The sequence below is a fragment of the Pseudomonas sp. VEM90 genome (assembly GCF_054611535.1).
Map to the genome: position 1 here is coordinate 280,800 of NZ_JBTRAR010000001.1, position 22,990 is coordinate 303,789.

Annotated in this window: 22 protein-coding genes; 14 read left to right on the plus strand and 8 right to left on the minus strand. The window is 61.6% G+C overall.

The genetic code is table 11. The annotated features are described in order from the left end of the window. The first annotated feature begins 183 nt into the window (after positions 1-183). From ACYCCG_RS01275 to ACYCCG_RS01295, 5 genes are all read left to right on the plus strand, one after another. Positions 184-1,608 carry an aminotransferase-like domain-containing protein gene (locus tag ACYCCG_RS01275; protein ID WP_176684677.1) on the plus strand — a complete coding sequence of 475 codons (1,425 nt, stop codon included), beginning with the start codon at positions 184-186 and terminating at the stop codon, positions 1,606-1,608. A 90-nt stretch (positions 1,609-1,698) separates the two neighbouring features. Beyond that, positions 1,699-2,676, plus strand: coding sequence for an RHS repeat-associated core domain-containing protein (locus ACYCCG_RS01280; protein ID WP_339444003.1), 978 nt, complete (start codon positions 1,699-1,701; stop codon positions 2,674-2,676). Positions 2,677-2,777: 101 nt separating this feature from the next. Beyond that, on the plus strand, positions 2,778-3,173 hold the full coding sequence (locus ACYCCG_RS01285) for a hypothetical protein (protein WP_176684678.1): 396 nt from the start codon (positions 2,778-2,780) through the stop codon (positions 3,171-3,173). Positions 3,174-3,189: 16 nt separating this feature from the next. Further along, positions 3,190-3,822 (plus strand): BRCT domain-containing protein, encoded by a 633-nt coding sequence (locus ACYCCG_RS01290; protein ID WP_209965287.1) that lies wholly within the window; start codon positions 3,190-3,192, stop codon positions 3,820-3,822. Between the two features lie 359 nt (positions 3,823-4,181). Next, on the plus strand, positions 4,182-4,733 hold the full coding sequence (locus tag ACYCCG_RS01295) for a WYL domain-containing transcriptional regulator (protein WP_209965285.1): 552 nt from the start codon (positions 4,182-4,184) through the stop codon (positions 4,731-4,733). A 75-nt stretch (positions 4,734-4,808) separates the two neighbouring features. Here ACYCCG_RS01295 and ACYCCG_RS01300 read toward each other — a convergent pair whose 3' ends face one another. Together ACYCCG_RS01300 and ACYCCG_RS01305 are read right to left on the minus strand one after the other, a co-directional pair. Beyond that, a complete protein-coding gene (locus ACYCCG_RS01300) occupies positions 4,809-5,531 on the minus strand; it encodes a hypothetical protein (RefSeq protein ID WP_209965283.1) in 723 nt (240 codons plus the stop codon). A 79-nt stretch (positions 5,532-5,610) separates the two neighbouring features. Then, a complete protein-coding gene (locus ACYCCG_RS01305; protein WP_176684682.1) occupies positions 5,611-5,913 on the minus strand; it encodes a DUF3077 domain-containing protein in 303 nt (100 codons plus the stop codon). Between the two features lie 199 nt (positions 5,914-6,112). On the opposite strand from ACYCCG_RS01305, the gene ACYCCG_RS01310 reads away from it, so the two are divergent. Beyond that, entirely contained in the window at positions 6,113-6,736 is a 624-nt protein-coding gene (locus ACYCCG_RS01310; protein WP_209965281.1) for a glutathione S-transferase family protein, read from the plus strand. Between the two features lie 50 nt (positions 6,737-6,786). On the opposite strand, the gene ACYCCG_RS01315 is transcribed toward ACYCCG_RS01310, so the two are convergent. Beyond that, complete coding sequence (locus tag ACYCCG_RS01315; protein WP_459669207.1) at positions 6,787-7,962, minus strand: MFS transporter; 1,176 nt, start codon at positions 7,960-7,962, stop codon at positions 6,787-6,789. 94 nt (positions 7,963-8,056) lie between these two features. Between ACYCCG_RS01315 and ACYCCG_RS01320 the strand changes: the two genes are divergently transcribed. Beyond that, the gene (locus ACYCCG_RS01320) at positions 8,057-8,956 is read left to right on the plus strand and encodes a LysR family transcriptional regulator (RefSeq protein WP_401101019.1); all 900 of its coding nucleotides are present in this window, start codon (positions 8,057-8,059) and stop codon (positions 8,954-8,956) included. Between the two features lie 52 nt (positions 8,957-9,008). Here ACYCCG_RS01320 and ACYCCG_RS01325 read toward each other — a convergent pair whose 3' ends face one another. Continuing rightward, a complete protein-coding gene (locus ACYCCG_RS01325; protein ID WP_019438822.1) occupies positions 9,009-9,629 on the minus strand; it encodes a TetR/AcrR family transcriptional regulator in 621 nt (206 codons plus the stop codon). 130 nt (positions 9,630-9,759) lie between these two features. Here ACYCCG_RS01325 and ACYCCG_RS01330 point away from each other — a divergent pair, with 130 nt between their 5' ends. Both ACYCCG_RS01330 and ACYCCG_RS01335 read left to right on the plus strand, forming a co-directional pair. Continuing rightward, positions 9,760-11,442 carry an amidohydrolase gene (locus tag ACYCCG_RS01330; RefSeq protein WP_209965275.1) on the plus strand — a complete coding sequence of 561 codons (1,683 nt, stop codon included), beginning with the start codon at positions 9,760-9,762 and terminating at the stop codon, positions 11,440-11,442. 14 nt (positions 11,443-11,456) lie between these two features. Continuing rightward, complete coding sequence (locus tag ACYCCG_RS01335; RefSeq protein ID WP_209965273.1) at positions 11,457-12,626, plus strand: MFS transporter; 1,170 nt, start codon at positions 11,457-11,459, stop codon at positions 12,624-12,626. A gap of 75 nt (positions 12,627-12,701) precedes the next feature. On the opposite strand, the gene ACYCCG_RS01340 is transcribed toward ACYCCG_RS01335, so the two are convergent. Continuing rightward, a complete protein-coding gene (locus ACYCCG_RS01340; protein ID WP_209965271.1) occupies positions 12,702-13,187 on the minus strand; it encodes a hypothetical protein in 486 nt (161 codons plus the stop codon). Between the two features lie 142 nt (positions 13,188-13,329). On the opposite strand from ACYCCG_RS01340, the gene ACYCCG_RS01345 reads away from it, so the two are divergent. The 3 genes from ACYCCG_RS01345 (at position 13,330) to ACYCCG_RS01355 (ending at position 16,514) form a co-directional block, all read left to right on the plus strand. Next, positions 13,330-14,325 (plus strand): 5'-nucleotidase, encoded by a 996-nt coding sequence (locus ACYCCG_RS01345; RefSeq protein WP_209965269.1) that lies wholly within the window; start codon positions 13,330-13,332, stop codon positions 14,323-14,325. Positions 14,326-14,407: 82 nt separating this feature from the next. Then, positions 14,408-15,685, plus strand: coding sequence for a bifunctional O-acetylhomoserine aminocarboxypropyltransferase/cysteine synthase (locus ACYCCG_RS01350; protein WP_020189925.1), 1,278 nt, complete (start codon positions 14,408-14,410; stop codon positions 15,683-15,685). A 64-nt stretch (positions 15,686-15,749) separates the two neighbouring features. Continuing rightward, the gene (locus ACYCCG_RS01355) at positions 15,750-16,514 is read left to right on the plus strand and encodes a hypothetical protein (RefSeq protein ID WP_209965267.1); all 765 of its coding nucleotides are present in this window, start codon (positions 15,750-15,752) and stop codon (positions 16,512-16,514) included. A gap of 81 nt (positions 16,515-16,595) precedes the next feature. Here the strand turns inward: ACYCCG_RS01355 and ACYCCG_RS01360 are convergent, their stop codons facing one another. Then, positions 16,596-17,069 carry an anti-virulence regulator CigR family protein gene (locus tag ACYCCG_RS01360; RefSeq protein WP_459669212.1) on the minus strand — a complete coding sequence of 158 codons (474 nt, stop codon included), beginning with the start codon at positions 17,067-17,069 and terminating at the stop codon, positions 16,596-16,598. 145 nt (positions 17,070-17,214) lie between these two features. On the opposite strand from ACYCCG_RS01360, the gene ACYCCG_RS01365 reads away from it, so the two are divergent. After that, positions 17,215-18,378 (plus strand): AAA family ATPase, encoded by a 1,164-nt coding sequence (locus tag ACYCCG_RS01365; protein WP_209965265.1) that lies wholly within the window; start codon positions 17,215-17,217, stop codon positions 18,376-18,378. A 29-nt stretch (positions 18,379-18,407) separates the two neighbouring features. Here ACYCCG_RS01365 and ACYCCG_RS01370 read toward each other — a convergent pair whose 3' ends face one another. After that, positions 18,408-19,064: an HD domain-containing protein gene (locus ACYCCG_RS01370; protein ID WP_339535066.1), complete on the minus strand. Its 657-nt coding sequence runs from the start codon at positions 19,062-19,064 to the stop codon at positions 18,408-18,410. Between the two features lie 254 nt (positions 19,065-19,318). Between ACYCCG_RS01370 and ACYCCG_RS01375 the strand changes: the two genes are divergently transcribed. Continuing rightward, on the plus strand, positions 19,319-21,730 hold the full coding sequence (locus ACYCCG_RS01375) for a TonB-dependent siderophore receptor (RefSeq protein ID WP_339444009.1): 2,412 nt from the start codon (positions 19,319-19,321) through the stop codon (positions 21,728-21,730). Positions 21,731-21,769: 39 nt separating this feature from the next. On the opposite strand, the gene glsB is transcribed toward ACYCCG_RS01375, so the two are convergent. Next, positions 21,770-22,678: a glutaminase B gene (gene glsB, locus ACYCCG_RS01380; protein ID WP_014591518.1), complete on the minus strand. Its 909-nt coding sequence runs from the start codon at positions 22,676-22,678 to the stop codon at positions 21,770-21,772. Positions 22,679-22,990 lie beyond the last annotated feature (312 nt).

The window sequence follows — 22,990 nt, forward strand, 5'->3', positions numbered from 1 at the left end:
CGCCCCAGGACGACTGCCTGAGGCGAACTGAACATGCTTTATGTGGCGATATCCGACACCTAATGTAAAAATGTCCGACGCAGAGAGCCATGCACAGTGGCATGAATCTCGCACTGCACTGTATAGGTCGCCCATGCAGTACACCCTGCAAACGCCAGGCGATACGCACCCTGAAGGCCCCGAATGTTCGAATTACATCCAGACTCCTCAACCCCGCTGGTCAACCAGATCATCGATGGGCTGCGCGAGCTGATCGACAACCAAACCCTCAAGCCAGGCGCCAAGGTCCCGTCGATCCGCGCATTTGCCGCAAGCTATTCGGTGAGTACCTTCACCGTGGTCGAAGCCTACGACCGCCTTGTTGCCCAAGGGCTGCTGGTGAGCCGTGGCAATGCGGGGTTCTTCGTCAACCGTGCGGCGGGCGACCTGTTGGAGCAGCACAACGCCGAGGCCGACACCAGTCGACCAATGTTCAACTCCGAGTGGTACCTGCAGCAGATCTTCGAAATCCGCCAGTTGCCTTACAAGCCGGGGTGCGGCTGGCTGCCCAACGACTGGATGTACGAAGACGGCCTGCGCCGCGGCCTGCGCCAAGTGGCAGGCAGCCCGCTGGAGTTGTCGGGGTACGGCGACCCCATGGGCCTGATGGAGTTGCGTGCGCTGACCGCCCAGAACCTGCAGCAAGAGCTGTCGATCGTCGCCAACCCGGCACAGCTGATGCTCACCCACGGCGCCAGCCAGGCCCTGGACCTGGCCGCACGCACACTGGTGCGCCCAGGCGATGTGGTGCTGGTGGACGACCCCGGCTACCCGAACCTCATGAGCATCCTGCGGACCCAAGGCGCAACCCTGGTAGGCGTGCCACGTACACCGGCCGGCTACGACCTGAACCAGCTGGAGCAATTGCTCACCCACCACCGCCCGACGGCGTTCTTCACCCAGCCGCACCTGCACAGCCCGACATGCTCGCGCACCCCGCTACCGCAGTTGCACCGCCTGCTGCAGCTTGCCAGCCAGCATGGCTTCCGCCTGGTGGAGAACAACCTGTACGCCGACATGGTCGCCGAGCCGCAGCCATGCCTGGCCAGCCTCGACCATCTGCAGCAGGTGGTGTACGTGGGCAGCTACTCCAAGAGCATTTCGCCCAACGTGCGGGTCGGCTACATGCTGGCCAACCCCGAGCTGATGCAAAAACTGCTGCACCTGAAGATGCGCTCAGGCCTGACCACCTCGCAGGTGATGGAGCGCGTGGTGTATGCGGCGATCATCGACGGGCGCTGGCGCAAGCACCTCAAGCGCCTGCGCCAGCGCCTGGCCGAGGCGCATCAGGAAGTTGGCCGGCACCTGCATCGACTGGGCTTTGAACTGTTCACCGAATCGGATGAAGGCATGTACATCTGGACCCGCCATCCGGCGATTCCCGACAGTGCAGCGTTGCTGGACGATGCGCTGGAGAAAGGCATCATGCTTGGGCCTGGGCAGTTGTTCATGGTCGACGCCAAGGCGACCGGGTGGATGCGGTTCAACGTGGCGTTCAGTACGGACCCGGCGATGTGGGAGTTGTTGGAGAAGGTGCTGGTGAAGCATGTGCGCCGGAGTGGGATGTAAGGCCGCTCCGCATCCGTTTCGGGCCACACCTTCCTGTGGGGGCGCCGCTGTCACGGGGCAGGCCCAACCTGGCTTTTTTACCAGTAGCGCATGACGCTTGAATCAGATAAAGGACTCCATTACTACCGGACAACAAAGGAATGGACCCCTGAAATGTTATATCTATATAGCAATGATGAGATCACCACCACCCTGCAAGACAACGGTGCATCTTCGATTCTGCGAGCTAACGTTCATGCTCTATTCTCTGTACATAAACAATCGGGCAACGAACGTACAGAATTGCTAGCGTGTGACGTGAAAGGCTCGACCTTGATGCTATTGACCATCAACAGCACGGCACCGGTAGCTTTCAATCCATGGGGATATTCTCATGCCGCTGGGGGCATGCTTGCGGGATTCAAGGGAGAGTACTGCGACCCTGTTACCTCATATTACTTATTAGGTAACGGCTATCGCGGCTACAACCCAATGCTGATGAGATTCACAGGCCCTGATTCTGTGAGCCCATTCGGAGCTGGTGGTATCAACTGCTACGCCTACCTGGCGGGGGACCCTGTAAATGCCTCTGATCCGACGGGGCATATGCGAGGCAAGGTTCTGCTGAGGGAGAACAACTTGGCGGTATTTACGTCCAGAAAACGATTCTGGCAAAAGAAAGCGCTCAATATCTATGCGCACGGAAAAAACTCCAAGGTCGCCGGAATGGATGCAGATGCACTCTACGAACACCTGTCCACCCAAAAAATCAGCTTTGAGCGCTACGAAAAAATACACATAATCGCTTGTCACTCTGGAGAACCTGGACCAGACGGGCAACTGTCGTTCGGTCAACGTTTTTCAGACATAACCCGAACAATCGTAAAGCGTATAGGGGAACCGTCAGCACGATACCCAAGCCACAACAAGACAAACAATACACAAGAATCAAAATCTTGCGATAAAACATCTATAAAACCAAAGACTTCAATTACACCCCTGTCAGGTTTCAACCTATGGTTGAACAGGCCTCAGGCATTCGGAGTCGCACGTAATACACCTGCAAGGCGGCCCTTTCTGTCAGGGTAGGTGTGCCCCCCCATGAGGACATCAAAGAAGCGAAGAACTGGACACAATGATGGCCAATTAGTAGCATCCGATCCAACTGAACATTACGGACAATCTCAGTCATGGATCGAACTACCGGGGTCATTCGACGCCCTATTCATCAGCCCATCCGACCCTTGATCACCTGGGAAGAAGCATGGAAAGGGCCCGACGAGGGCTTGATCCGGTGCTGGGAGATTGGCCGGGAGCGGGCCCTGACTCAGCCAGAACTTGCTCGCCACTGTGTCGACGGCGCACTCCCGGTGCTAGGTTGGAAAGGTGGACATGATCGCGCCTTGAAAAAACCGATGAAGTACGGTTCGCTCAAGTATCTGGCGCAATGGCAGGGCCTTCGCGGCGAAGATCTGTTCATCGATACACGAACAGAGCTCACCTTGACCTGCAATCACACCGGCATGCTGACCACCTTCACAGCGGACCAGGAAAAATACGCCAACGCTTTAATCCTGACGGAATAGAAACGAGGGACAGGGAATGGTCGATCTTCACCAGGAATTTCAGAACAGCCGCTTTTTTCACGAAGCGCGGATCACGCAGCGCTCGGTTGATGGGTTGATTGGAATCGCTGCGGGCCTGACCGCCGACAATCAGGTCAATCAACAAGAAGCCGAGTTCCTCAAAGGATGGATGGAGCAGCAACTCGTTCATCTTGAGGATCCGGTCATCAATTTGTTGTACCGGCGCCTGAGCGACATGCTCAAGGACAATATGCTGGATGCTGCTGAGTCGGCTGAGCTGCTTGAGCTATTGCAGCGGCTCACCGGCAAGCCGCGCTGCAGCGACAACCCATTCTCTTCACCCACGTCACTGCCACTCAATAGCCCCGAACCCAAACTGGAGTGGGCAGGCCGCATGTTCCTGTTTACCGGCACAATGGCTTACGGGCCTCGCAAAGCATGCGAAGCACTGGTAGTCGAACGTGGGGGTTCAATCGCCGCGGGGGTGAGCAAGAAGATCCACTATCTGGTCATTGGCAGTATTGGCAACGAGCAGTGGCTGCACAGCAGTTATGGCACGAAGATCAAGAAAGCAGTGGAAATCAGGGAAGCGGGTGCGAACATTGCGATCGTAAGCGAGGCGCATTGGCAGCGCGCGGCGTTTGGTTGATGACCATGATGGCGTTCACCGCTTCTGAGCAGATCGATAGACCTCGCTAAGCTCGCACTTGCCAACCGATACCACCACTACAACGATACGCTCGTCTTCGACGCGATAGACGAGGCCTTTGTGGGACATCGCCCAGCCCCTTTGACTGCGCAGTCGCGCAGAAAACTCAGCGCGCAAGCGGTCCGCGTGCCATGTGGGAGCGGGCCCTTGTGGGATTGGTAGTTGTGGCAAGAGAGTGACACGCCTCGAGCCAAGAGCACGCCCGAGAACTTGGATCCCATTCCGGGAAAAGGTATGCTGGCAATAGCTAAACGCCACTATCCAAGCAGGCTTCGTGCCTGCTCTCAAGGACGAGCCCTTTGCCCAGCCACCCGACCCGCCATACTATCGCCCGCCAGTGGCAACTGCTCAAGTTACTGCCCGGCCGCCACCCGGGAATGAGCTCCACCCAGTTGCAGGCTGCCCTGACAACCGTGGGCCATACCACCAGCAAACGCACCGTCGAGCGCGACCTGGTCGAGCTCGCCGCACTGTTCCCGCTACAGTGCAACAGTAAAGGCATGCCTTATGGCTGGTACTGGCAACCGGGCTTGAGCCTGGGCGAAGCGCAGCAGCTGCAACCCGACGCACTTGCGCCCCCGACACACGTTGTACTGTGTGCCTGGGTCGATGACACGCTGGCTCGCCGCCTGGAACAGTCACCCCTGTCCGACGATATGCAACTGACGCCGCAGGCTAGCGGCGGCGCCGCGCTGGTGGCCACCGTCAACGACAACCGCGCGCTGATGGGCTGGCTGCTGTCCCAGGCGGGGTCGATCCGCATCCAGGCCCCGCAGGCGCTGCGCGGGGCCATGATAGAACAATTGCGCCAGAGCCTGGCGCTGCATGATGGAGAGAGCTGTAAGGAATAGCGCAAACGGCGTCAGTAGGTTCCGGGAAACGCCACGGCATCGCCAAAACGCGACGCCGGAATGGCTCAGGTCGTTTTACCGCGGGTCACGACGTGCCAGGCAGGCATAGGCCAAGCCCAGTACGCTGGCTGCCAGAATGCCAAGCAGTATCATCAGCTCACGGCTGTAACGGGCTACCATGGCCGGGAAACCGATGACCTCGCGGTACACCTGCACATGGGCTTCACCGTCGGCGTGGCTGATACTGACCCCGCCATGGCGGATCTGCGAGTAGTCGGCATCGAAATACACCCACACCTTGCAGGTGCCACCTGGCTCGATGGCCGGGATATCAACCTGGGCGATGGCGGTTTCCAGCAGCGTGTCGTTGCCGGCAGCATCGCGCACCTGCACCAGGCCCTTGGCTGGCAGGCGGATTTTCACCTGCCGGACCTGTGCATCACCACTGTTGTGCAGTTCGATCAGCAGGCCGGTACGGTGGTCGACCAGCCCGGCCTCGAAAGGCTTGGCGAACAAATGAGCATAAGGTGCCTGCGCCATTTCGATGAGCCGCTCGACCTGATCATGGCTCAGCTGGCCTTGAGCGATACCGTTGATTTGCCCCTGCAACTGCTCGTACTTCAGCTGCTCGCTGGCCTTGCTGATTCGCTCGCTGAACTGGCTGGGGTAAGTGAGGTAGGCATAGGTCAGTGACGCCTCAAGGCGTGGATTGCCCCTGAGCAACGCGTAGGCGGCCAACAGGACCATCAGGCCGATCAGCACGGCGACGAGAAGCTTCCCCACCTTGTCCCAGCTCAATGCATGCTTCCTTCTGTCGTGTTGCAGACGATAAAAACCGCCCAAGGGTGCCAAGTTCGCGCCCCCCAAGCAAGCCTGGCTAGGCTTCGCCCTCGCCTTCGCGGGCCTGACGCATCTGCAGCAACTGGCCGTCGATCAGTGACTTGGCCATCCCTGCCAGGTAGTACGTGGCCTTCATCATCACCTGGCGGTCGTCTGGCCTGTCGATGGCCTTGCGGGTGATTTCGGTGATACAGCCCATGATGCCCGATGCCTCCATCAGTGCGGTGCGTATTGGCAGCTGCGGTTTCATTTGCACCAGTTCGGCATCGCTATTGCCAAAGCGGCTCGCTGCACGCACGACAGTGGGCTTGCTGCTGTTTTTCAGCGTTTCGCTGTCCATGTCCATTCCTCAAGGTTAGGCGCGTGCCGAGGCTAGGCCGCTGCCAGCTCCATTTCAACGACAAAGGCGTGGAAAGGGTCACTTTAGGAAATGGACTACAAGAACCCTGCCCTGGGAGCGCCGTGCCGCTGCTCAGCCCCCTTGACCAGCCCCCCGGCAGTGGCGGACGATCAACCTCCCCCACACAAGGACGAACACCATGCTGCGGATACTGGGAAGAGCCTCTTCCATCAATGTGCGAAAAGTCATGTGGGCCTGCGCCGAATTCGAGATCGCGTTCGAGCGCGAAGACTGGGGCTCCGGTTTCAAGGCCACTGACAGCGCCGAGTTTCTCGCGTTGAACCCCAACGCCATGATCCCGGTGATCCAGGACGGTGACTTCACCTTGTGGGAATCCAACAGCATCATCCGCTACCTGGCCAACCGCTACGGCGCCACCGCGTTCTATCCCGGCGAGGCCCAGGCGCGGGCCAGGATCGACCAGTGGATCGACTGGCAGGCCTCGGACCTGAACCGCTCATGGAGCTACGCTTTCATGTCGCTGGTCAGGCATTCGCCCGCTCACCAGGACCCGCAGGCCCTTGCTGCCGGTTGTGCCGAGTGGTCGCGTTACATGCACATCCTCGACCGCCTACTGGCCAGCACCGGTGCCTATGTGGCCGGCAGCCAGTTCACCCTGGCCGACATCCCTATCGGCCTGTCGGTCAACCGCTGGTTCGAAACGCCGTTCGAGCACCCGCACCTGCCGGCGGTGCGCGACTACTACGAGCGCCTGAGCGAGCGCCCTGCCTATCACTTGCATGGCCGAAACGGTACCCCGTAATACCCGCAAGGAGTATCGAGGGGCGCAAAGCGCCCCAAGGTCCCGGCCTGTTACAGCGCAACCTGCTCCCCGGCGACCACCGCTCGCCCACGCCAGGCAAACAGCAGCACCAGCACCAGCCCCAGCGCCGCCATCGCAGCCCCCGCCAGGGAAATCGCCGGGTAGCCCAGCCCCGCGTTGATCACCGCGCCGCCCAGCGCCGCACCGATCGCATTGCCCAGGTTGAACGCGCCAATGTTCACCGCCGAGGCCAGGTTGGGCGCATCCTTGGCCGCTTCCATTACCCGCATTTGCAGCGGCGGCACCAGGGCAAAGCTGGCCGCCCCCCAGACCAGGATCGCCAGAGCGGTCGGCAGCGGCCAGTCCAGTACCAGCGGGAACACCAGCAGCACGGCAATCAGCCCAGCCTGCGACAGGATCAGGGTGCGATCGATCGAGCGGTCCGCCGCCTTGCCGCCCCACATGTTGCCCAAGGTCAGGCCGACACCGAACAGCACCAGCATGGTCGTCACGAAGGGGGTGGACGCCGCCGCTTCATGCTGCAGGATCGGCGCAATGTAGGTGAACACCGTGAACATGGCACTGGAGCCCACCACGGTCAGCAGCAACGCCGCCAACACCGGCCTGCGGGCCAGCACACGGATCTCGGCCATGGCCCCCTCGCCCTTGGGCGACGCTACATTGGGCAGTGCGTACCAGAGTGTGGTCATCGCCACCAGGCCAAGCCCGGCAATACCCCAGAACGCCGTGCGCCAACCCAGCATTTCACCCAACCAGGTCGCCAACGGCACCCCGCCGATGGTGGCCAGGGTCAAACCCATGAACATTGCAGCCACGGCCCCGGCGCGCTTCGCCGGCGGCACCACACTGGCCGCGACGATCGAGCCGATGCCGAAGAAGGCGCCGTGGTTGAGTGAAGTGACCACGCGGGCCACCAGCAGGCTGGCGTAGTCGCTGGCCAGGGCCGACATCAGGTTGCCCAAAGTGAAAATGGCCATCAGCCCGATCAACAGGTAACGGCGCGGGATCTTCACCGTGGCCAGGGTCATCAGCGGCGCGCCGATCAGCACGCCGATGGCATAGGCGCTGACCAGCAGCCCGGCAGCAGGAATGGAAACGCCAAGGTCGGTAGCGATACTGGGCAACATCCCCATGGGGGCGAACTCTGTAACGCCGATGCCGAAGGCACCGATGGCGAGTGCGACAAGCGGTGGATTGATACGCATGGCAAGCTCCTTATCTATGCCGAAAATGCTACGATCCGTTTCAAACGCGCACTAGAGTGCATTTTTGCGAACCACCTTTGCTTGAGAGGCACAAATGGACTTCAGTGGCAGATCCGGAGAGATGGAGATTTTTGCCAAGGTGGCGCAAGAGGGCAGCCTGTCTGCTGCCGCCCGGGCGCTGGGCCTGACTCCCTCGGCGGTCAGCCGCATTCTCGCCCGCACCGAACAGCGCCTGGGTACCCGCCTGCTACTGCGCACGACCCGGGCGCTCACCCTCACCCCCGAGGGAGAGGCCTACCTGCGCGGCGCACGGCGGGTGCTGGCGGACATGCTCGAAGTGGAAGAAGCCATCACTGACCAAGGCGTACCACGCGGGCGCTTGCGGGTCAGCGCTGCGCTGGGCCATGCCCGGTTGACCGTAGTGCCGCTGCTGGCGGCCTTCAGCGCACGCTACCCGCAAGTGCTGGTTGACCTGACCCTCAGTGACGAGGTGGCCGACATTCTCGGCGGCCAGGCCGACGTGGCGCTGCGCTTCGGTCACCTGCCGGACAGCTCGTTGAGCGCCCGCGCCATTGGCGAGACCGGCCAGGTAGTGGTGGCCTCACCCGAATACCTGCAACGCCACGGTACCCCGCTTGAACCTGAAGACCTGGCCCGGCACAACTGCCTGCGCTTCAACTTCCGCCGCGCGATGCCCGACTGGCCGTTTCACCGCGACGGGCATACGTTCTCACTGAAGGTTAAAGGGAATATCGAATGCAGCAGTGGCGAGGCGCTGGCGCAGCTGGCCAGGCTGGGCGCCGGCGTGACGCGTATCGGCACCTTTACCGTGGCCGATGACCTGGCCAACGGGCAACTGGTGCCGTTGCTGGAAGCTTACAACCCTGATGATCGGGAACCGATTCATGCGGTGTTCGTCGGCGGCCCGGCGATGCCGGCGCGGGTGCGGGTGTTTGTGGATTTTCTGGTGGAGCAGCTATCTGGCGGCCTGTAGGGCCGGCCTCATGTCGCGACAGGGCCGCCAATGCGGCCCCAGGTCAATCTCATCACGCTTGCATGCCGGCCAGGATAAAGCCCATGAACCGCCGCACATCCGCCCGGTGTGCCGCCATGTCCAGCGGCTCGCGGCTGCAAAGGCGCAGCAACTGAAGGTGCCCGTAGTCGTTGATCAGGAACGCCGCATAGCCCACGTCCAGCCCAGCCGCCAGCCTGCCGCTGTCGCACAAGTCCTGTAGCAGGCACTTCAACTCATTGACCAACGCGTCGTTGACCCGCCTGTAGGCATCCGGCACGCCCTGCTGCTCAGCCCCCAGCAGCGGCAGCAACGGCGGCAAGATCTCGCGCCAGAGCGGTGCAGGCAGCACCTCGAATGCGTAATCGGTCAAGTGCGCTTCGTAACAGCACAGGGCCTCCAGCGCATCGTCGAATTCCGGCAGGCGCCGCCGGGCTTCGGTCACCGCCCGGTGGTCGGCCTCGCGGAGCTTCTCCAGCAAAATCTCCTGCTTGCTGCCGAAGTAGGCAAACACCGTGGGCACCGACACTGCGGCCAGGCGCGCGATCTGCTCCATGGTGGTGGTCTGGTAACCCTGCGTTTCAAAAAGGCCTAGCGCCGTTCGGCTGATGGTTTCACGACGCATCGCCTTCTGCTGCTCGCGCAATCCGCTCACGTTCACACCTTTTTCGATCCGTACACGTCGGCGTCCAGCATAACGCAAAGCTGAGCCGTAAAAATATTTTATTGACTAAAGGTTTTAATCAACTCAAAACTAATACTCTATTCTGACCCCGGGAGTTGCCATGTCCACCGCCGCAGACCTCATTATCCACAATGCCCGCATCTACACGGTCGACCCGCACAGGCCCTGGGCTGAGGCGGTGGCCATCTGCGGCGAACGCATCGTTTGCGTGGGCGACCGCGGCAGCGTCATGGCGTACGCCGGCCCTGCCACGCGGCTGCTGGATGCCGGCGGCAAACTGGTGCTGCCGGGCTTCGTCGAGTCTCACTGGCACTTTTCCTCTACCGCCTTTGCTTTTCAGGCGCTGGTCAACCATACAGACCCGCAACAGGTGCTGGCCCTGCTCAAGGCCTACGTCGAGGCCAACCCCTCTGAAAAAGCCATTACCGGCATGGGCTGGATCCAGCCGCTGATGCCTGGGCACATGTTGCGCCGCGAAGTACTGGATGCCATCTGTCCGGACAAGCCCGTGTGCCTGCTGTCCACCGACTATCACACCATGTGGGTCAACAGCTTCGCCCTGAACGCTGCCGGCATCGACCGCAACACCCCGGCGGTAGAAGAAGGCGCCAGCTGGTTCGAAAAGGACCCGATCACCGGCGAGCCCACAGGCGTGATCATTGACTGCGCCGCCTATTCGCTACTGATGCAACGCCTGAGCGAAGCCGGCTACCTGCCGACAGGCATCGACCTGTACCTGCGCTCGATCCCCTTCTGGCAAGAGAAACTGGTGGCGGCCGGGATTACCACAGTATTCGATGCCGGTTTCCTCGACCCCGCCGGCGACCAGTCGCTGCTGTATGAAACCCTGCAGCAACTGGAGCGTGAAGAGCGCCTTAAACTGCGGGTGGTCGGCAGCTACATCAACATGGGCACCGAAGACGACCCGGTCACTCGGCTACAAGCCCTGCGCGAACGCTACGACTCGCCTCTGGTCAAGGCGCAGACCCTCAAGCTGATGCTGGACGGGACCGAGCTGAACCACACCGCATTCCTGCTCGAGCCCTATTGCGACAAGCCACATAGCTGCGGTTCGACGACGATGCCCGAGGAAGTGTTCGAGGGCCATGTGCGCAAGGCCGACGCCCTCGGTATCGACGTGATGGTGCATGCAGTGGGCGATGCCGCCGTGCGCATGGCGCTGGACGTGTTCGAGCGCACGTTCTCCAGCAACCCGCCCCGCGACCGTCGCCACGTCATCACTCACGCCTTCCTCACCCACCCCGACGACATCCCGCGCTTTCGCCGCATCGGCGTCATGGCCAACACCCAGTTGCAGTGGGGCGTGGTCGACGCCTACGCCGAGGCCATCCAGCAGGCCTATGGCTACCCACGCTGGGCGTCGATGTACAAATTCCGCAGCTTCATCGACCAGGGTGTGACCGTGTCCATCGGCATGGACGGCCTGGTCTGCCAATGCCGATGCCAGCACAAGCCGGTGGAACACATCGAATCGGGCCACACCCGCCAGCTCAGTGGCGAACCCGACGCCCCTGTAATGCCCGATGCCGACGAGCGCCTGAGTATCCCGCAACTGATCGCCGCCTATACGCTCAACGGTGCCTACCAACTGGGCCTGGAACGGGAAATCGGCTCGATCACCGTTGGCAAGCGTGCCGACATCATCGTGCTGGAGCAGGACCTGTTCGAACTGGACCGCTACCAGATCGGCAATACCGAAGTAGCGCTGACCGTGATGAACGGCCGTATCACCCACGATGCAGGTACCCTGCCCCGCGCCTGACCCCGGACCCGACCATGCACAACAATAACAACACCCTGCTTCTGCGTGCTGCGCTGATCTACATCGCCGCCACGGCACTGATCATCATTGGCGTACAACCCATCTTCATCGGCCTGCTGGCCGAGCGGCTGCATCTGGACCTGAGCCAACAGGGCTGGGTACTTTCCAGTGAAATGAGCGGAACACTGCTCGGTTGCCTGCTGCTGTCGATACCCAGGCGTCACCCGGGTGGCCGTGGGCTGTACCTGGCGGCAGCCTTTGCAGCGCTGATGTTGAACGTCCTCAGCGCTGCGCTGGACACTTTGACGACGTTGATTCTGTGCCGTTTTGCCTGTGGTATCGCTGCGGGTCTGCTGTATGCCGGGTCGATCAGCGGGCTCGGCCGGCTGCCGGGCCAGGATCGCTCGTACGGCCTGTCGCTGCTGATTCAAACCGCTGTCTTTGCCCTGTACGCGACATGCATGCCACAACTGGCAGAGCAGTTCGGTCACCGCACGGCGATTGCATCACTGGGTTTCTGGTTCGTGCTGATCGCTGTGGCTGCGTTGTTCATTCCGGTACGGCTGCAGCATGCAACACCCGTGCGCCTGGCGCAGCCAGGCGGCGGCTCGGCGATTATCGGGCACTACGCCCTGCTGGGGATGCTGTGCCTGCAACTGGCCATCTATTCGTTGTGGGGGTTTGTCGAACAGTTGGCGCGCGAACGTGGTATCGACGCAGTGGATGTGGGCTGGGCGTTCGGGCTGGGAATACTGGGTGGCTTGCCTGGCGGCGCCCTGCCCAGCCTGCTGGGCGCACGGGTGAGCCGTGGCCCGATGATCGGCCTGGGCTCGCTGGTAGTACTGGTGTCAATCACCCTGCTGGCGCGCTATACGCATGATGCCGATCAGCTGTGCATGGCTCTGTTTCTGATGAACTTCGGCTGGGTGCTGGCGCTAACCTACTACATGGGGGCAATTGCCACCAATGACCCACGCGGCACGTTGACGCCCTGGGTCAGTGCGCTGCAACTGGGGGCCGCGGCGGCAGCGCCGGCGTTAGTGGCCTTGCAGCAACAGAGTGCCGGGCGGGAAATGATCTTTGCCAGTGCAGGGGCGGCGGTGGTGTTGGGGTATGTGCTGAAGTGCGTGGCCGGCGTGGTTCATCGGCGGGCAGTTCGCGAACATGGTCGAAGGAGCGCATGAGCCGGTAGTTGTGCGCAACGACTACATCTTGACCTTTAGCTATTCATGCCGGCTCGGCGTCACCTTCAGGTCGCACTATCGCAGCAGGTGCAGCCCCAGCGTAAAGACCGCCACGGCCAAGGCGACCAACGACACGGCATGACGTTCCAGATACGCTGGCCAACCGGGCGCTGACTGCGACGCGCATCCACATTGGTGCTTGGCCAGGCCGGTCAACCGTGCCTCCACACTGTCCATGCGGTCTGCCTGGGCGCTGGTTGCCAGTACGAGCTTCTTCAGCGCCGTGGTCACCGTGATGGACAGCCCCTCCCGAGCCTGGTTGCTGGCGGCCAGTTGCTGCTGGTACTGCTCAAGGCTCTTGTGGATCGCCCCTTCCTTCTGCACACGGGCCAGGGTGCTTGCCACCAGCTTTTTGTTCAGCGCCTCGATACTGGCCTGCAGTGCTTCGTGTTCGGTGGCCCGCAGGGTCGAAGCGTCCGCCTCAAGGTGGGGCTCGTGCATCCTGTTCCCATTCGCCTCGGCAGGCGGAGTCAGGGTGCCGTGTTCATGTAGCTGGTTCATCAATCACTATCCGGATACTGCGGTAAGGGGCGAGAAGCTATCAAAATGACATCATCGAATCCACTGATGAGTCGTGCAATTGACGGCTTTCGTCAGAGCGTGCGCGTACACTTGCCTTCAAGCCACTCGCAGGAGCCGCTTCATGCCCTACCCCATTGAAGAAAAACTGGTCATCGGCGTTGCCTCGAGTGCGCTGTTCGACCTCTCCGTCTCCGATGACATCTACCAGACACAAGGTGTCGAGGCGTACCGCCAACACCAGGAACAGAACCTGGACGAGCCGTTTCCCAGGGGGGTGGCGCTGCCGTTCATTCGCCGCTTCCTGAGCATCAACAAGGCGTTCCCCGACCAGTTGCCGGTGGAAGTGGTGCTGCTTTCGCGCAACTCGCCGGAAACCGGCCTGCGGGTATTCCGCTCCATCAGCCACTATCAGTTGGACATCACCCGTGCGGCATTCATGTCAGGCCGCTCGCCCTACGAGTACATCCCCGCGTTCAATGCTTCGCTGTTCCTCAGTGCCAACGAGGAAGATGTGCAAAAGGCCATCGACGCCAACTACCCTGCCGGGCGTGTGCTGCCTACGCGCATCTACGATGATGAAATCGACACCGAGCTGCGGGTGGCCTTCGACTTCGATGGCGTGATTGCCGACGACGAGGCAGAGAGTGTGTACAAGCGCAATGACAACCTGGACGACTTTCAGGAACACGAGCGCGTGCACAAGGGCACCCCGCATTCGCCCGGGCCACTGGCAGACCTTTACCGCAAGCTTTCGCGGATACGCATGCTGGAGGACCGCAAGCTGGCCGAGGACCCGACGTACCAGCGGATTCTGCGCATTGCGATCGTCACGGCGCGCAACGCGCCTTCGCATGAGCGCGTAGTGACGACCTTGAAGGACTGGGGCGTATCGCCGGATGAGTGCTTTTTTCTAGGCGGTATGGATAAACCCAGGGTGTTGTCGATCTTGAAGCCGCACGTATTTTTCGACGACCAGCGCACGCACTTGCAATCGCCAGCGGGAAACCTGCCGATGGTGCATGTACCGTTCGGGGTGGCGAACAGGGTGCGCTCGCCTCAAGCACCAGACCTGCAGCAGGATCAACTGTCAATTTGCGAATTGTCACGCGAGCCATAAACCGCCAGAGCGACGCCCTTGACCCACGCACGCTCGCCGCCGCATGCTCGAGCGCTTCCACCCACGCTCAAGGAACGATTGCATGAAGCTGGAAACGCTTGCCATCCATGCGGGCTTCAGCCCCGACCCGACCACCAAGGCGGTGGCAGTACCGATCTACCAGACCACCTCCTTCGCCTTCGATGACACCCAGCACGGCGCCGACCTGTTTGACCTGAAGGTTGCCGGCAACATCTACTCGCGCATCATGAACCCCACCAACGACGTGCTCGAGCAGCGCATGGCCGCCCTGGAAGGCGGGGTTGGCGCGCTGGCCGTAGCCTCGGGCATGGCGGCTATCACCTACGCCATCCAGACCGTCGCCGAAGCCGGCGACAATATCGTCTCGGTGGCCAAGCTGTACGGTGGCACCTACAACCTGCTGGCGCACACCCTGCCACGCATGGGTATCCACACCCGCTTCGCGGCCCATGACGATATCGCCGCCCTCGAAGCGCTGATCGACGCGCGTACCAAAGCGGTATTCTGCGAGTCCATCGGCAATCCCGCCGGCAATATCGTTGATATCGCTGCGCTGGCCGAGGCCGCCCACCGCCACGGGGTGCCGCTGATCGTCGACAACACCGTGGCCACCCCGGTGCTGTGCCGGCCGTTCGAGCACGGCGCCGACATCGTCGTGCACTCGCTGACCAAGTACATCGGCGGTCACGGCACCAGCATCGGCGGTATCGTCATCGACTCCGGCAAATTCCCTTGGGCCGAAAACAAGGAACGCTTCGCCCTGCTCAACACCCCCGACCCGTCCTACCACGGCGTCACCTACACCGAAGCCTTCGGCCCTGCCGCCTTCATCGGCCGCTGCCGTGTGGTGCCCTTGCGCAACACCGGCGCCGCGCTGTCGCCGTTCAACGCCTTCCTGATCCTGCAAGGCCTGGAAACCCTGGCCCTGCGCATGGAGCGCCATACCGAGAACGCGCTAAAGGTTGCCCATTACCTGCAAGCCCACGAGCAGGTGGCCTGGGTGAAGTTCGCCGGGCTGCCCGACCACCCCGAACATGCACTGGCCCAGCGCTACACCGGCGGCAAGCCGGCGTCGATCCTGTCGTTCGGTATCAAGGGTGGCCAGGCGGCTGGCGCGCGCTTCATCGACGCGTTGCAGTTGGTGGTACGCCTGGTGAATATCGGCGACGCCAAGTCACTGGCCTGCCACCCCGCTTCCACTACCCATCGTCAGCTCAACGACGAGGAACTGGAGAAGGCCGGCGTGCCACGGGACATGGTGCGCCTGTCAATCGGCATCGAACACAGTGACGACATCATCGCCGACCTGGCCCAGGCCTTGGAGGCCAGCCGCGGCTGATTCACCCGCGCCCGACCCAATGTCGAAGGCGGGCGCACCTTCATCAAGCCTGGATGCACCCGCAATGACCCTGTTTTACCTGAAACTCACCATCACCCCCCTGCTGATGTGGGCCATCTCCCTCGCCTCCCGGCGCTGGGGCGGCCTGCTAGGCGGATTGCTGTCCGGCCTGCCGATCACCTCGGCGCTGGTGATGACCTTCCTGTGCCTGGAACAGGGCACGGCCTTCGCCCTGGGCGCATTGCCCGGCGCACTGGGCGGCCTGGCGGCGGTGCAGGCCACCTACACCATCTACCTGCTGACCACGCGCACACTCGGCATCGCCGTGGCCGTACTGCTGGCGTTGCTGTTCTATGGCCTGGCCGCCTATGCCTTTACCCACTGGGGCAGCCTGTATCTGTCGATTGCAGTGGCATTGGTGCTGATCGGCGTGCTGATCCGCGCCAGCGGCCGCGAGCCCAAGCCTGATACCTTGGCCCGCCCCCGGCACCGGCACTGGGAAATCCCGTTGCGCATGGTATCTGCCACTTCCCTGCTGATGATCACAACGAGCCTGGCCAGCTGGCTGGGCCCGGCCACCAGCGGGATGCTGGCGCCGATTCCGGTGATTGCCTGGCCACTGGTGGTGTTCGCCCATGTGCAGGGCGGGCGAGCCGGAATGGCGGCGATGGTGCGGGGCAATGCGATCGGCGCGGTGGGGGTGATTGCGTTCTATCTGGTCTTGGCGGGGCTGCTGGAAACGTGGGGCGTTGGCGTGACCATCGGGCTGGCCATGCTGTGCGCTGTGGTGCTGACCATTGGACTGGCCGCCGTGTTGCGACGGCGTTGATAGACCATTGGGCTGCTGCGCAGCCCATCGCAGGCACGCCAGCGCCTGCAGGGACCGGGCGGACTGCTCGCACCCGCGGCCTTAGTCGAACGCCCCGTTCAACACCTCATAGATGATCCCGGTCGCCACGGCGACCAGTATCAGGTCTGCGCCTGCCTGCATCCATTCATACCCGTCATAGTGAGGCAACTGCCCCAACAGACGGCCATCCAGCTTCTTGGCGATACCGGGCGGCAGAGGCTTGCCGCGGGCCAGGTTCTTCTGAATGCCGGGAGGCAATGCCGGGCCCGGACTCCAGTAGTTGCGGTGGCCACCGAGGATGCCCAGTACATCGCCACGGTCGATGGACGGGCCGCCGTGCCAGTTATTGCCGCCGGCGCTCTGCTTATGGCCGCCCGGATTGCCCTGGCCCTGGGCATGCTGAGCCTGGCCCTTGCCGTGCCCCTGACCTTGGCCCTGGCCTTTGCCGTTACCCGGGTCGGCGAGCGCCGGGCCAGAGGCCAAGACCACCGCCAATGAGGTGACAATGGCAGTCATGATTGGTGATCTGGCCATGTGAGCATCCTTTGCGCGAGAGGTTGCCCCACACTATAGACGGTGCGCACGCCTGCTTCACTGGCAACAGCCTCAGCAGAGAGGCTGACAAGGCAGGCACGCTTCGGCCACAATCGGTCGCCTGGTCCACGCTGGGAAGCACTGCATGCTCACTACCCTCGCCATCGGCAACTACCGCTCGATCAACCACCTGGTGCTGCCGCTGGGCCAACTCAACCTGGTGACCGGCGCCAATGGCAGCGGCAAATCCAACCTGTACAAGGCACTGCGCCTGCTGGCCGAAACCGCACAGGGCGGTGTGGTCGAAGCCCTCGCCCGTGAAGGCGGGCTGGATTCGACCTGGTGGGCCGGCCCGGAAACCAGCGCACGAATGCGGCGCGGCGAAGTGCCCATCCAAGGCCAGCATCCGAGCGAAGCCAGGCGCCTGCGCTTGGGCTTTGCCACCGAGGACTTCGGGTTTGCCATCACCCTCGGCCTGCCAATTCCCCTGCCGTATCCGACCGCGTTCATGCTCGACCCCGAAATAAAGTGTGAAGCCATCTGGGGCGCTGGCGCCTATCGGCCCTCGTCCTTGCTGGTCGAGCGCAAGAACGCCCTGGTGCGGGCCCGCGAGGGCAACCGCTGGGCGGTGCTCGATCAGCATGCTGACAGCGGCGAGAGCTTCTTCAACATCGTCGGCCGGCCCCGCCAGGCACCGGAAATCGGTGACCTGCGCGCATTCATCAATAGCTGGCGGTTTTATGATCACTTCCGGATTGACCGTGACGCGCCTTGCCGTCAACCCCAACTGGGCACTCGCTCGCCGGTGCTGCATCACGACGGGCGCAACCTTGCCTCGGCGTTGCAGACCATTATCGAAATTGGCGACGTGGAGGATCTGGTGGAAGCGCTGGATGACGCGTTTCCCGGCAGCCGTCTGGAGATCAATGCGCCACCTGGCGGGCTGTTCAGTGTAAGGCTGCACCAGCACGGGCTTTTGCGCCCGCTCGAGGGTGCTGAATTGTCGGACGGCACCCTGCGCTATCTTCTGCTGATGGCCGCCCTGCTCACACCACGGCCGCCATCGCTGATGGTCTTGAACGAACCGGAAACCAGTCTGCACGCGGACCTGCTCCCGGCCTTGGCGCGGCTGATCATTCGTGCATCACGCCGTAGCCAGGTTTGGGTGGTATCGCACAGTGCGCCATTAATCAACGCGCTGGCAGCCTGTGACGGGTGCAATGTGCTAGAGCTGGAAAAAATACAAGGGCAAACCCAGCTGCGGGGGGTTGGGTTGCTGGATGAGCCGCTGTGGCGCTGGGCTGACTGAATTCAAGTGACGGTACGAACCCGGCATGACTAACCTGCCCCGGTAATCTCGTCCATGAACTGAGTAAGAAAGGTTTCAAGCCGGGTATGACGCTCGGCAGCGAGGCGAGCCCCTTCTTGGGTTTTAAAGCCCGAGGCAAGCTTGAGCAGTTTGGTCTGGAAGTGCTCGATGGCATACGCCCCGTCCTGGTACGCCCTCTGCTGCGCGGCAGGATTCTCGAAGTCATAAAGCGCCGACCCCATTCGCCCGGAGACGTAAAAACACCGGGCAATACCCACCGCGCCTATGGCGTCAAGCCGGTCACTGTCCTGAAGGATGCAGGCCTCACGTGTCAGCGGTTCGAACCCCGCCGAGTAACTGTGGGTTTTGATCGCATGCACTACCTGCTCAACACGCCCACTCGGCCAGCCCATCTCTGCAAGGGCTGATGCAGCCTTGTTCGCCGACAACGTCGAGGCCTGCCCACGTAACGGCGAATGCTTTTCCACTGCCACACAGTCGTGCAGCACCGTCGCCGCAAGCAAGATTTCAAGGTCGCCACCCTCTACCTGCTGGATCCGCTGCGCATTGACCCACACGCGATGAATATGGGCCAAGTCGTGGGAGCCATCACTCTGGTCGGACGGCAGATACTTCAGCAAGTCAGTGGCAAGAGACTGATAAGGGGCAAACGCTTCGCGGGTCATCTTCGGTAGGTTCCATTTCCGGTGAATGCACGGGTTCACGGGCGCCGTCCGGACGCTGCCCTGGGCAAGTACCGAGAGCATGCATGTCAATTTCAAAGCCTGTACAGCACTGGCAGGAGCAGCCTTGTGCTGCGATGAGGATGTTACTGCCAAAGTAGATCCTCAGCCCTATCAGCACCTTGCTACTAAGTATTTCCGTCAACAACACGTTTGTTACTGGGAGCACTTGTATTCGATCAGCAAGGAGTCAATGGATGTCCGCTCGCTTTTCCTCCCCCGCCACCCGTATTCGCCAAACCGCACTAGCGGTCAGCTTCGCGGGCTCGCTGCTGGGCACTGCACATGCCTGGGCCGAGCCTGTGGGTTACAGTATCCCGGCAGGGTCATTGGCTCACGCACTCGACCAGTTTGCCGACGCCAGCGGGGCAGTCATCAGTTTCAGCCATGAAGAAGTCGCAGGCTTGCACAGCAAAGGGCTGCACGGCAATTACGCGCTGCATCAGGCGTTGGCAGAACTGCTGCAAGGCAGTGGCTTGCAGGTGCAGGCAGCGGGCGAAAAACGCTTCATGCTGATTAGCGCTGAACAGGATGGCGCCATGGAGCTTGCGGCAACCACCGTCTCCAGCATGGCCCTGGGTGCCACCACCGAAGGCACCGGCAGCTACACCACCGGCTCGGTCAATACCGCAACCGGGCTGCGGCTGTCGGCACGCGAGACACCCCAATCGGTCAGCGTGGTCACCCGCCAGCAGATTGAAGACCAGAACCTGAACGATGTCGCCCAGGTGCTTGAACAGACACCGGGCGTGGTCGTTGACAGCATGGGGCCCGCCGGCAGCGACGCCAACCATATCTACGTGCGCGGCTTCGAGGTCGGCAGCATCCAGGTGGACGGCATCAACCGCCCCGATACCTTTGGCTTCAGGGATGACCTCTCCGACATGGTGTCCTACGACCGGGTAGAGGTAGTGCGCGGTGCCACGGGCCTGATGTCAGGCACTGGCGACCCGGGCGCCACCGTCAACCTGATCCGCAAGAAGCCGACCCTGGAAACACAACGCAAGCTGACCTTGAAAGCGGGCTCGTGGGACAACTACCGCACCGAACTGGACGTTTCTGGCAAGTTGACGCAAAGCGGCAATGTCCGCGGGCGCTTTGTCGCCTCCAATACCGACAGCCAGAGCTACGTCGACCGCCAATCGCTGGAACGGCAGGTGGCCTATGGGGTACTGGAGTGGGACATCACCGACAGCACGATGCTGACAGCAGGTGCGGAATATCAGGAGATGGACAACGACGGGGCAGGCAACCACGGCTTCCCGATGTTCAATTCAGATGGCAGTCACTTCAGCCCCTCCCGCACGTTCAATTCAGCTTCGGACTGGAGCTATCACAAGCGTCGCACCAAGACGGTATTCACTACGCTGGAGCATCAACTGGACAACGGCTGGCAGTTGAAACTGAATGCCGAACACAGCCGTCGCAGCTATGACGACACCTTTGCCACCGCTGCCAGCGGCACCGTCAAGCCCGATGGCAGTGGCATCAGCACCTGGACGGGGCGTTGGGCCGGCGAGCCCCGGCAGACCTCGTTCGACCTGTCGGCGTCGGGCCCGTTCGAGCTGTTTTCACGCGAGCACCAGGCTTACCTCGGGGCCAGTCACTACCGCGCCTACTACCGCAACGACGGTTACCCACTGTGGACGATCCAGACCATCGACAACATTTACACCTGGGACGGTTCGCTGGCGATACCGGACGCCATCCATGCCAAATCCTCGGAAGACGCACTGGATGAAACCCAGGACGGCCTGGTAGCTTCGGTACGCTGGAGCCTGGCGGATGACCTGTCGCTGATTACCGGGGCGCGGCTGATCGACTGGAAACGCGACGAAACCTCTACCACCCTGTCGTCCGGCGCTACAAGCCGCACTTCGCGTAGCGAAACCGGGGTCGTCACGCCCTACCTTGGCCTGGTGTATGACCTCAACGAGAACTGGTCGGCCTATGCCAGTTACACCACCATTTTCAAACCGCAGAGCAACAAGGATATCAACGGGACCTACCTGGACCCGTTGGAAGGCGTTAACTACGAGCTCGGTCTGAAGAGTGAGTTCTGGGACCAGCGCCTGACCACGGCTTTCAGCGTATTCGAGGTACACCAGGACAACCTGGCGGTAGCCGACGGAAGCAACCTGGCGCCAGACGGCAACCAGGCCTACCGTGCCGAATCGGGTACCAAGACACGTGGTTTCGAGATGGAAATGGCGGGCGAGATTTTGCCTGATTGGCAGGTCTCGGCCAGCTACACCTATGCGGTAAGCAAGGATTCGGATGGCGACCGCCTGAACACTGAAATACCGCGAGACACCTTGAAACTGTTCACCAGCTACCGCCTGGCGACCCTGCCACAGTTGAAGGTGGGGGGTGGTGTGCGCTGGCAGGGTACCGAATATTACAAGAGCGCCGGGCCCAACAACGAAACGTTCACCCAGGACCCCTACAGCGTGGTCGACCTGATGGCTCAATATGCCTTCACGCCGCAGACCAGCGTTTCACTGAACCTCAACAACGTGTTTGACAAAACCTACTACACGGCGATTGGCGCGCGCGGCTGGTATGGCAGCCCACGCAGCGCCACGGCCACGTTGGTGTACGCGTTCTGACCCGCCAAGGCGACGCCTGATGGCCCCTGAGTTCGCAGATCAGAACACCGACCATCCGATCCGCGAACTGAGCAGCTCAAGCGCCGCCATCCCGGCCAGGGAGTTGCCCGCCGCATTCAGCTCTGGCGACCACACGCATACGGTAAATTGACCCGGCACGATCGCCACGATCCCGCCACCCACACCACTCTTGCCAGGCAAACCCACCCTGAAGGCGAAATTCCCCGCCTCGTCATATAGCCCGCTGGTGGCCATGATCGAGTTCACTTGTTGGGTCTGGCGCCGTGTCAGGATCTGCTCACCGCTGTGCTTGCAGAACCCATCATTGGCCAGGAAGCAGAATGCCCGCGCCAGGTCCAGGCAGTTCATTTGCAGTGCGCAGTAACTGAAGTAACTGCGCAGCACCGTCTCGACCTCGTTATGGAAGTTGCCAAATGACTGCATCAGGTACGCCATGGCAGCGTTGCGCGCGCGAAACTGATATTCCGAATCAGCGACCCGGGTATTGATCGAGATGTGAGGGTTGCCTGAAAGCCGTCGGACAAAATCGCGCATCGACAACGTGGGGGCCGCGAAGCGCGACTGATTGATATCGCAGATCACCAATGCCCCGGCATTGATGAACGGGTTACGCGGCCGCCCGCGCTCGAACTCCAGCTGCACCAACGAGTTGAACGGCTGCCCCGAAGGCTCATGCCCCAGCCGCTCCCAAATGGCTTCCCCCGAATGGCCAATGGCCTGAACCAGGCTGAACACCTTGGAAATGCTCTGCACCGAGAATGGCACCTGCGCATCACCTGCGCAGTGGTAACTGCCATCGTTGCCATAGACAGCGATACCCAGTTGGTTCGCCGGCACGTCCGCCAGCGCGGGAATGTAGTCAGCGACTTTGCCCTTGCCGATCAAGGGACGTACTTCTTCGAGAATCTCGTTCAACAGCGTTTGCATGGAAGGCCCTGTATCAATCCCCATACGACGGCGAGGGGCACTCTCCTTGACGAAGACCGAGCGGGAGAGATCACACATTCAGAAACAAATCACCGTAAGCGTCGTCATCGCCAGGAAGATCGCCGCGCGTTACGGCCGTGAAGGCAGCTGTAAAAAGCTGCGAGGGCCGGCCACGCGCCGCACCGATGTTGTGGGAATTTCCCCAACGATCCGGCCATCACGCGGCTGGCTGGGTCGATGCTGTTGGAACAGAACGACGAGTGATGCCTGCTCAGACGCTACATGTAGTTGGAGGCTTACGAGGCGGTCAGC

Coding starts and splice junctions, on each gene's coding strand:
- ACYCCG_RS01375 (WP_339444009.1), top strand. CDS start 19,319: ATGTCCGCTCGCTTTTCCTCCCCCGCCACCCGTATTCGCCAAACCGCA.
- ACYCCG_RS01305 (WP_176684682.1), bottom strand. CDS start 5,913: ATGGACAGCGAAACGCTGAAAAACAGCAGCAAGCCCACTGTCGTGCGT.
- ACYCCG_RS01320 (WP_401101019.1), top strand. CDS start 8,057: ATGGACTTCAGTGGCAGATCCGGAGAGATGGAGATTTTTGCCAAGGTG.
- ACYCCG_RS01335 (WP_209965273.1), top strand. CDS start 11,457: ATGCACAACAATAACAACACCCTGCTTCTGCGTGCTGCGCTGATCTAC.
- ACYCCG_RS01310 (WP_209965281.1), top strand. CDS start 6,113: ATGCTGCGGATACTGGGAAGAGCCTCTTCCATCAATGTGCGAAAAGTC.
- ACYCCG_RS01315 (WP_459669207.1), bottom strand. CDS start 7,962: ATGCGTATCAATCCACCGCTTGTCGCACTCGCCATCGGTGCCTTCGGC.
- ACYCCG_RS01280 (WP_339444003.1), top strand. CDS start 1,699: ATGACGCTTGAATCAGATAAAGGACTCCATTACTACCGGACAACAAAG.
- ACYCCG_RS01340 (WP_209965271.1), bottom strand. CDS start 13,187: ATGAACCAGCTACATGAACACGGCACCCTGACTCCGCCTGCCGAGGCG.
- ACYCCG_RS01275 (WP_176684677.1), top strand. CDS start 184: ATGTTCGAATTACATCCAGACTCCTCAACCCCGCTGGTCAACCAGATC.
- ACYCCG_RS01360 (WP_459669212.1), bottom strand. CDS start 17,069: ATGGCCAGATCACCAATCATGACTGCCATTGTCACCTCATTGGCGGTG.
- ACYCCG_RS01355 (WP_209965267.1), top strand. CDS start 15,750: ATGACCCTGTTTTACCTGAAACTCACCATCACCCCCCTGCTGATGTGG.
- ACYCCG_RS01285 (WP_176684678.1), top strand. CDS start 2,778: ATGGATCGAACTACCGGGGTCATTCGACGCCCTATTCATCAGCCCATC.
- glsB (WP_014591518.1), bottom strand. CDS start 22,678: ATGCAAACGCTGTTGAACGAGATTCTCGAAGAAGTACGTCCCTTGATC.
- ACYCCG_RS01350 (WP_020189925.1), top strand. CDS start 14,408: ATGAAGCTGGAAACGCTTGCCATCCATGCGGGCTTCAGCCCCGACCCG.
- ACYCCG_RS01370 (WP_339535066.1), bottom strand. CDS start 19,064: ATGACCCGCGAAGCGTTTGCCCCTTATCAGTCTCTTGCCACTGACTTG.
- ACYCCG_RS01365 (WP_209965265.1), top strand. CDS start 17,215: ATGCTCACTACCCTCGCCATCGGCAACTACCGCTCGATCAACCACCTG.
- ACYCCG_RS01290 (WP_209965287.1), top strand. CDS start 3,190: ATGGTCGATCTTCACCAGGAATTTCAGAACAGCCGCTTTTTTCACGAA.
- ACYCCG_RS01330 (WP_209965275.1), top strand. CDS start 9,760: ATGTCCACCGCCGCAGACCTCATTATCCACAATGCCCGCATCTACACG.
- ACYCCG_RS01345 (WP_209965269.1), top strand. CDS start 13,330: ATGCCCTACCCCATTGAAGAAAAACTGGTCATCGGCGTTGCCTCGAGT.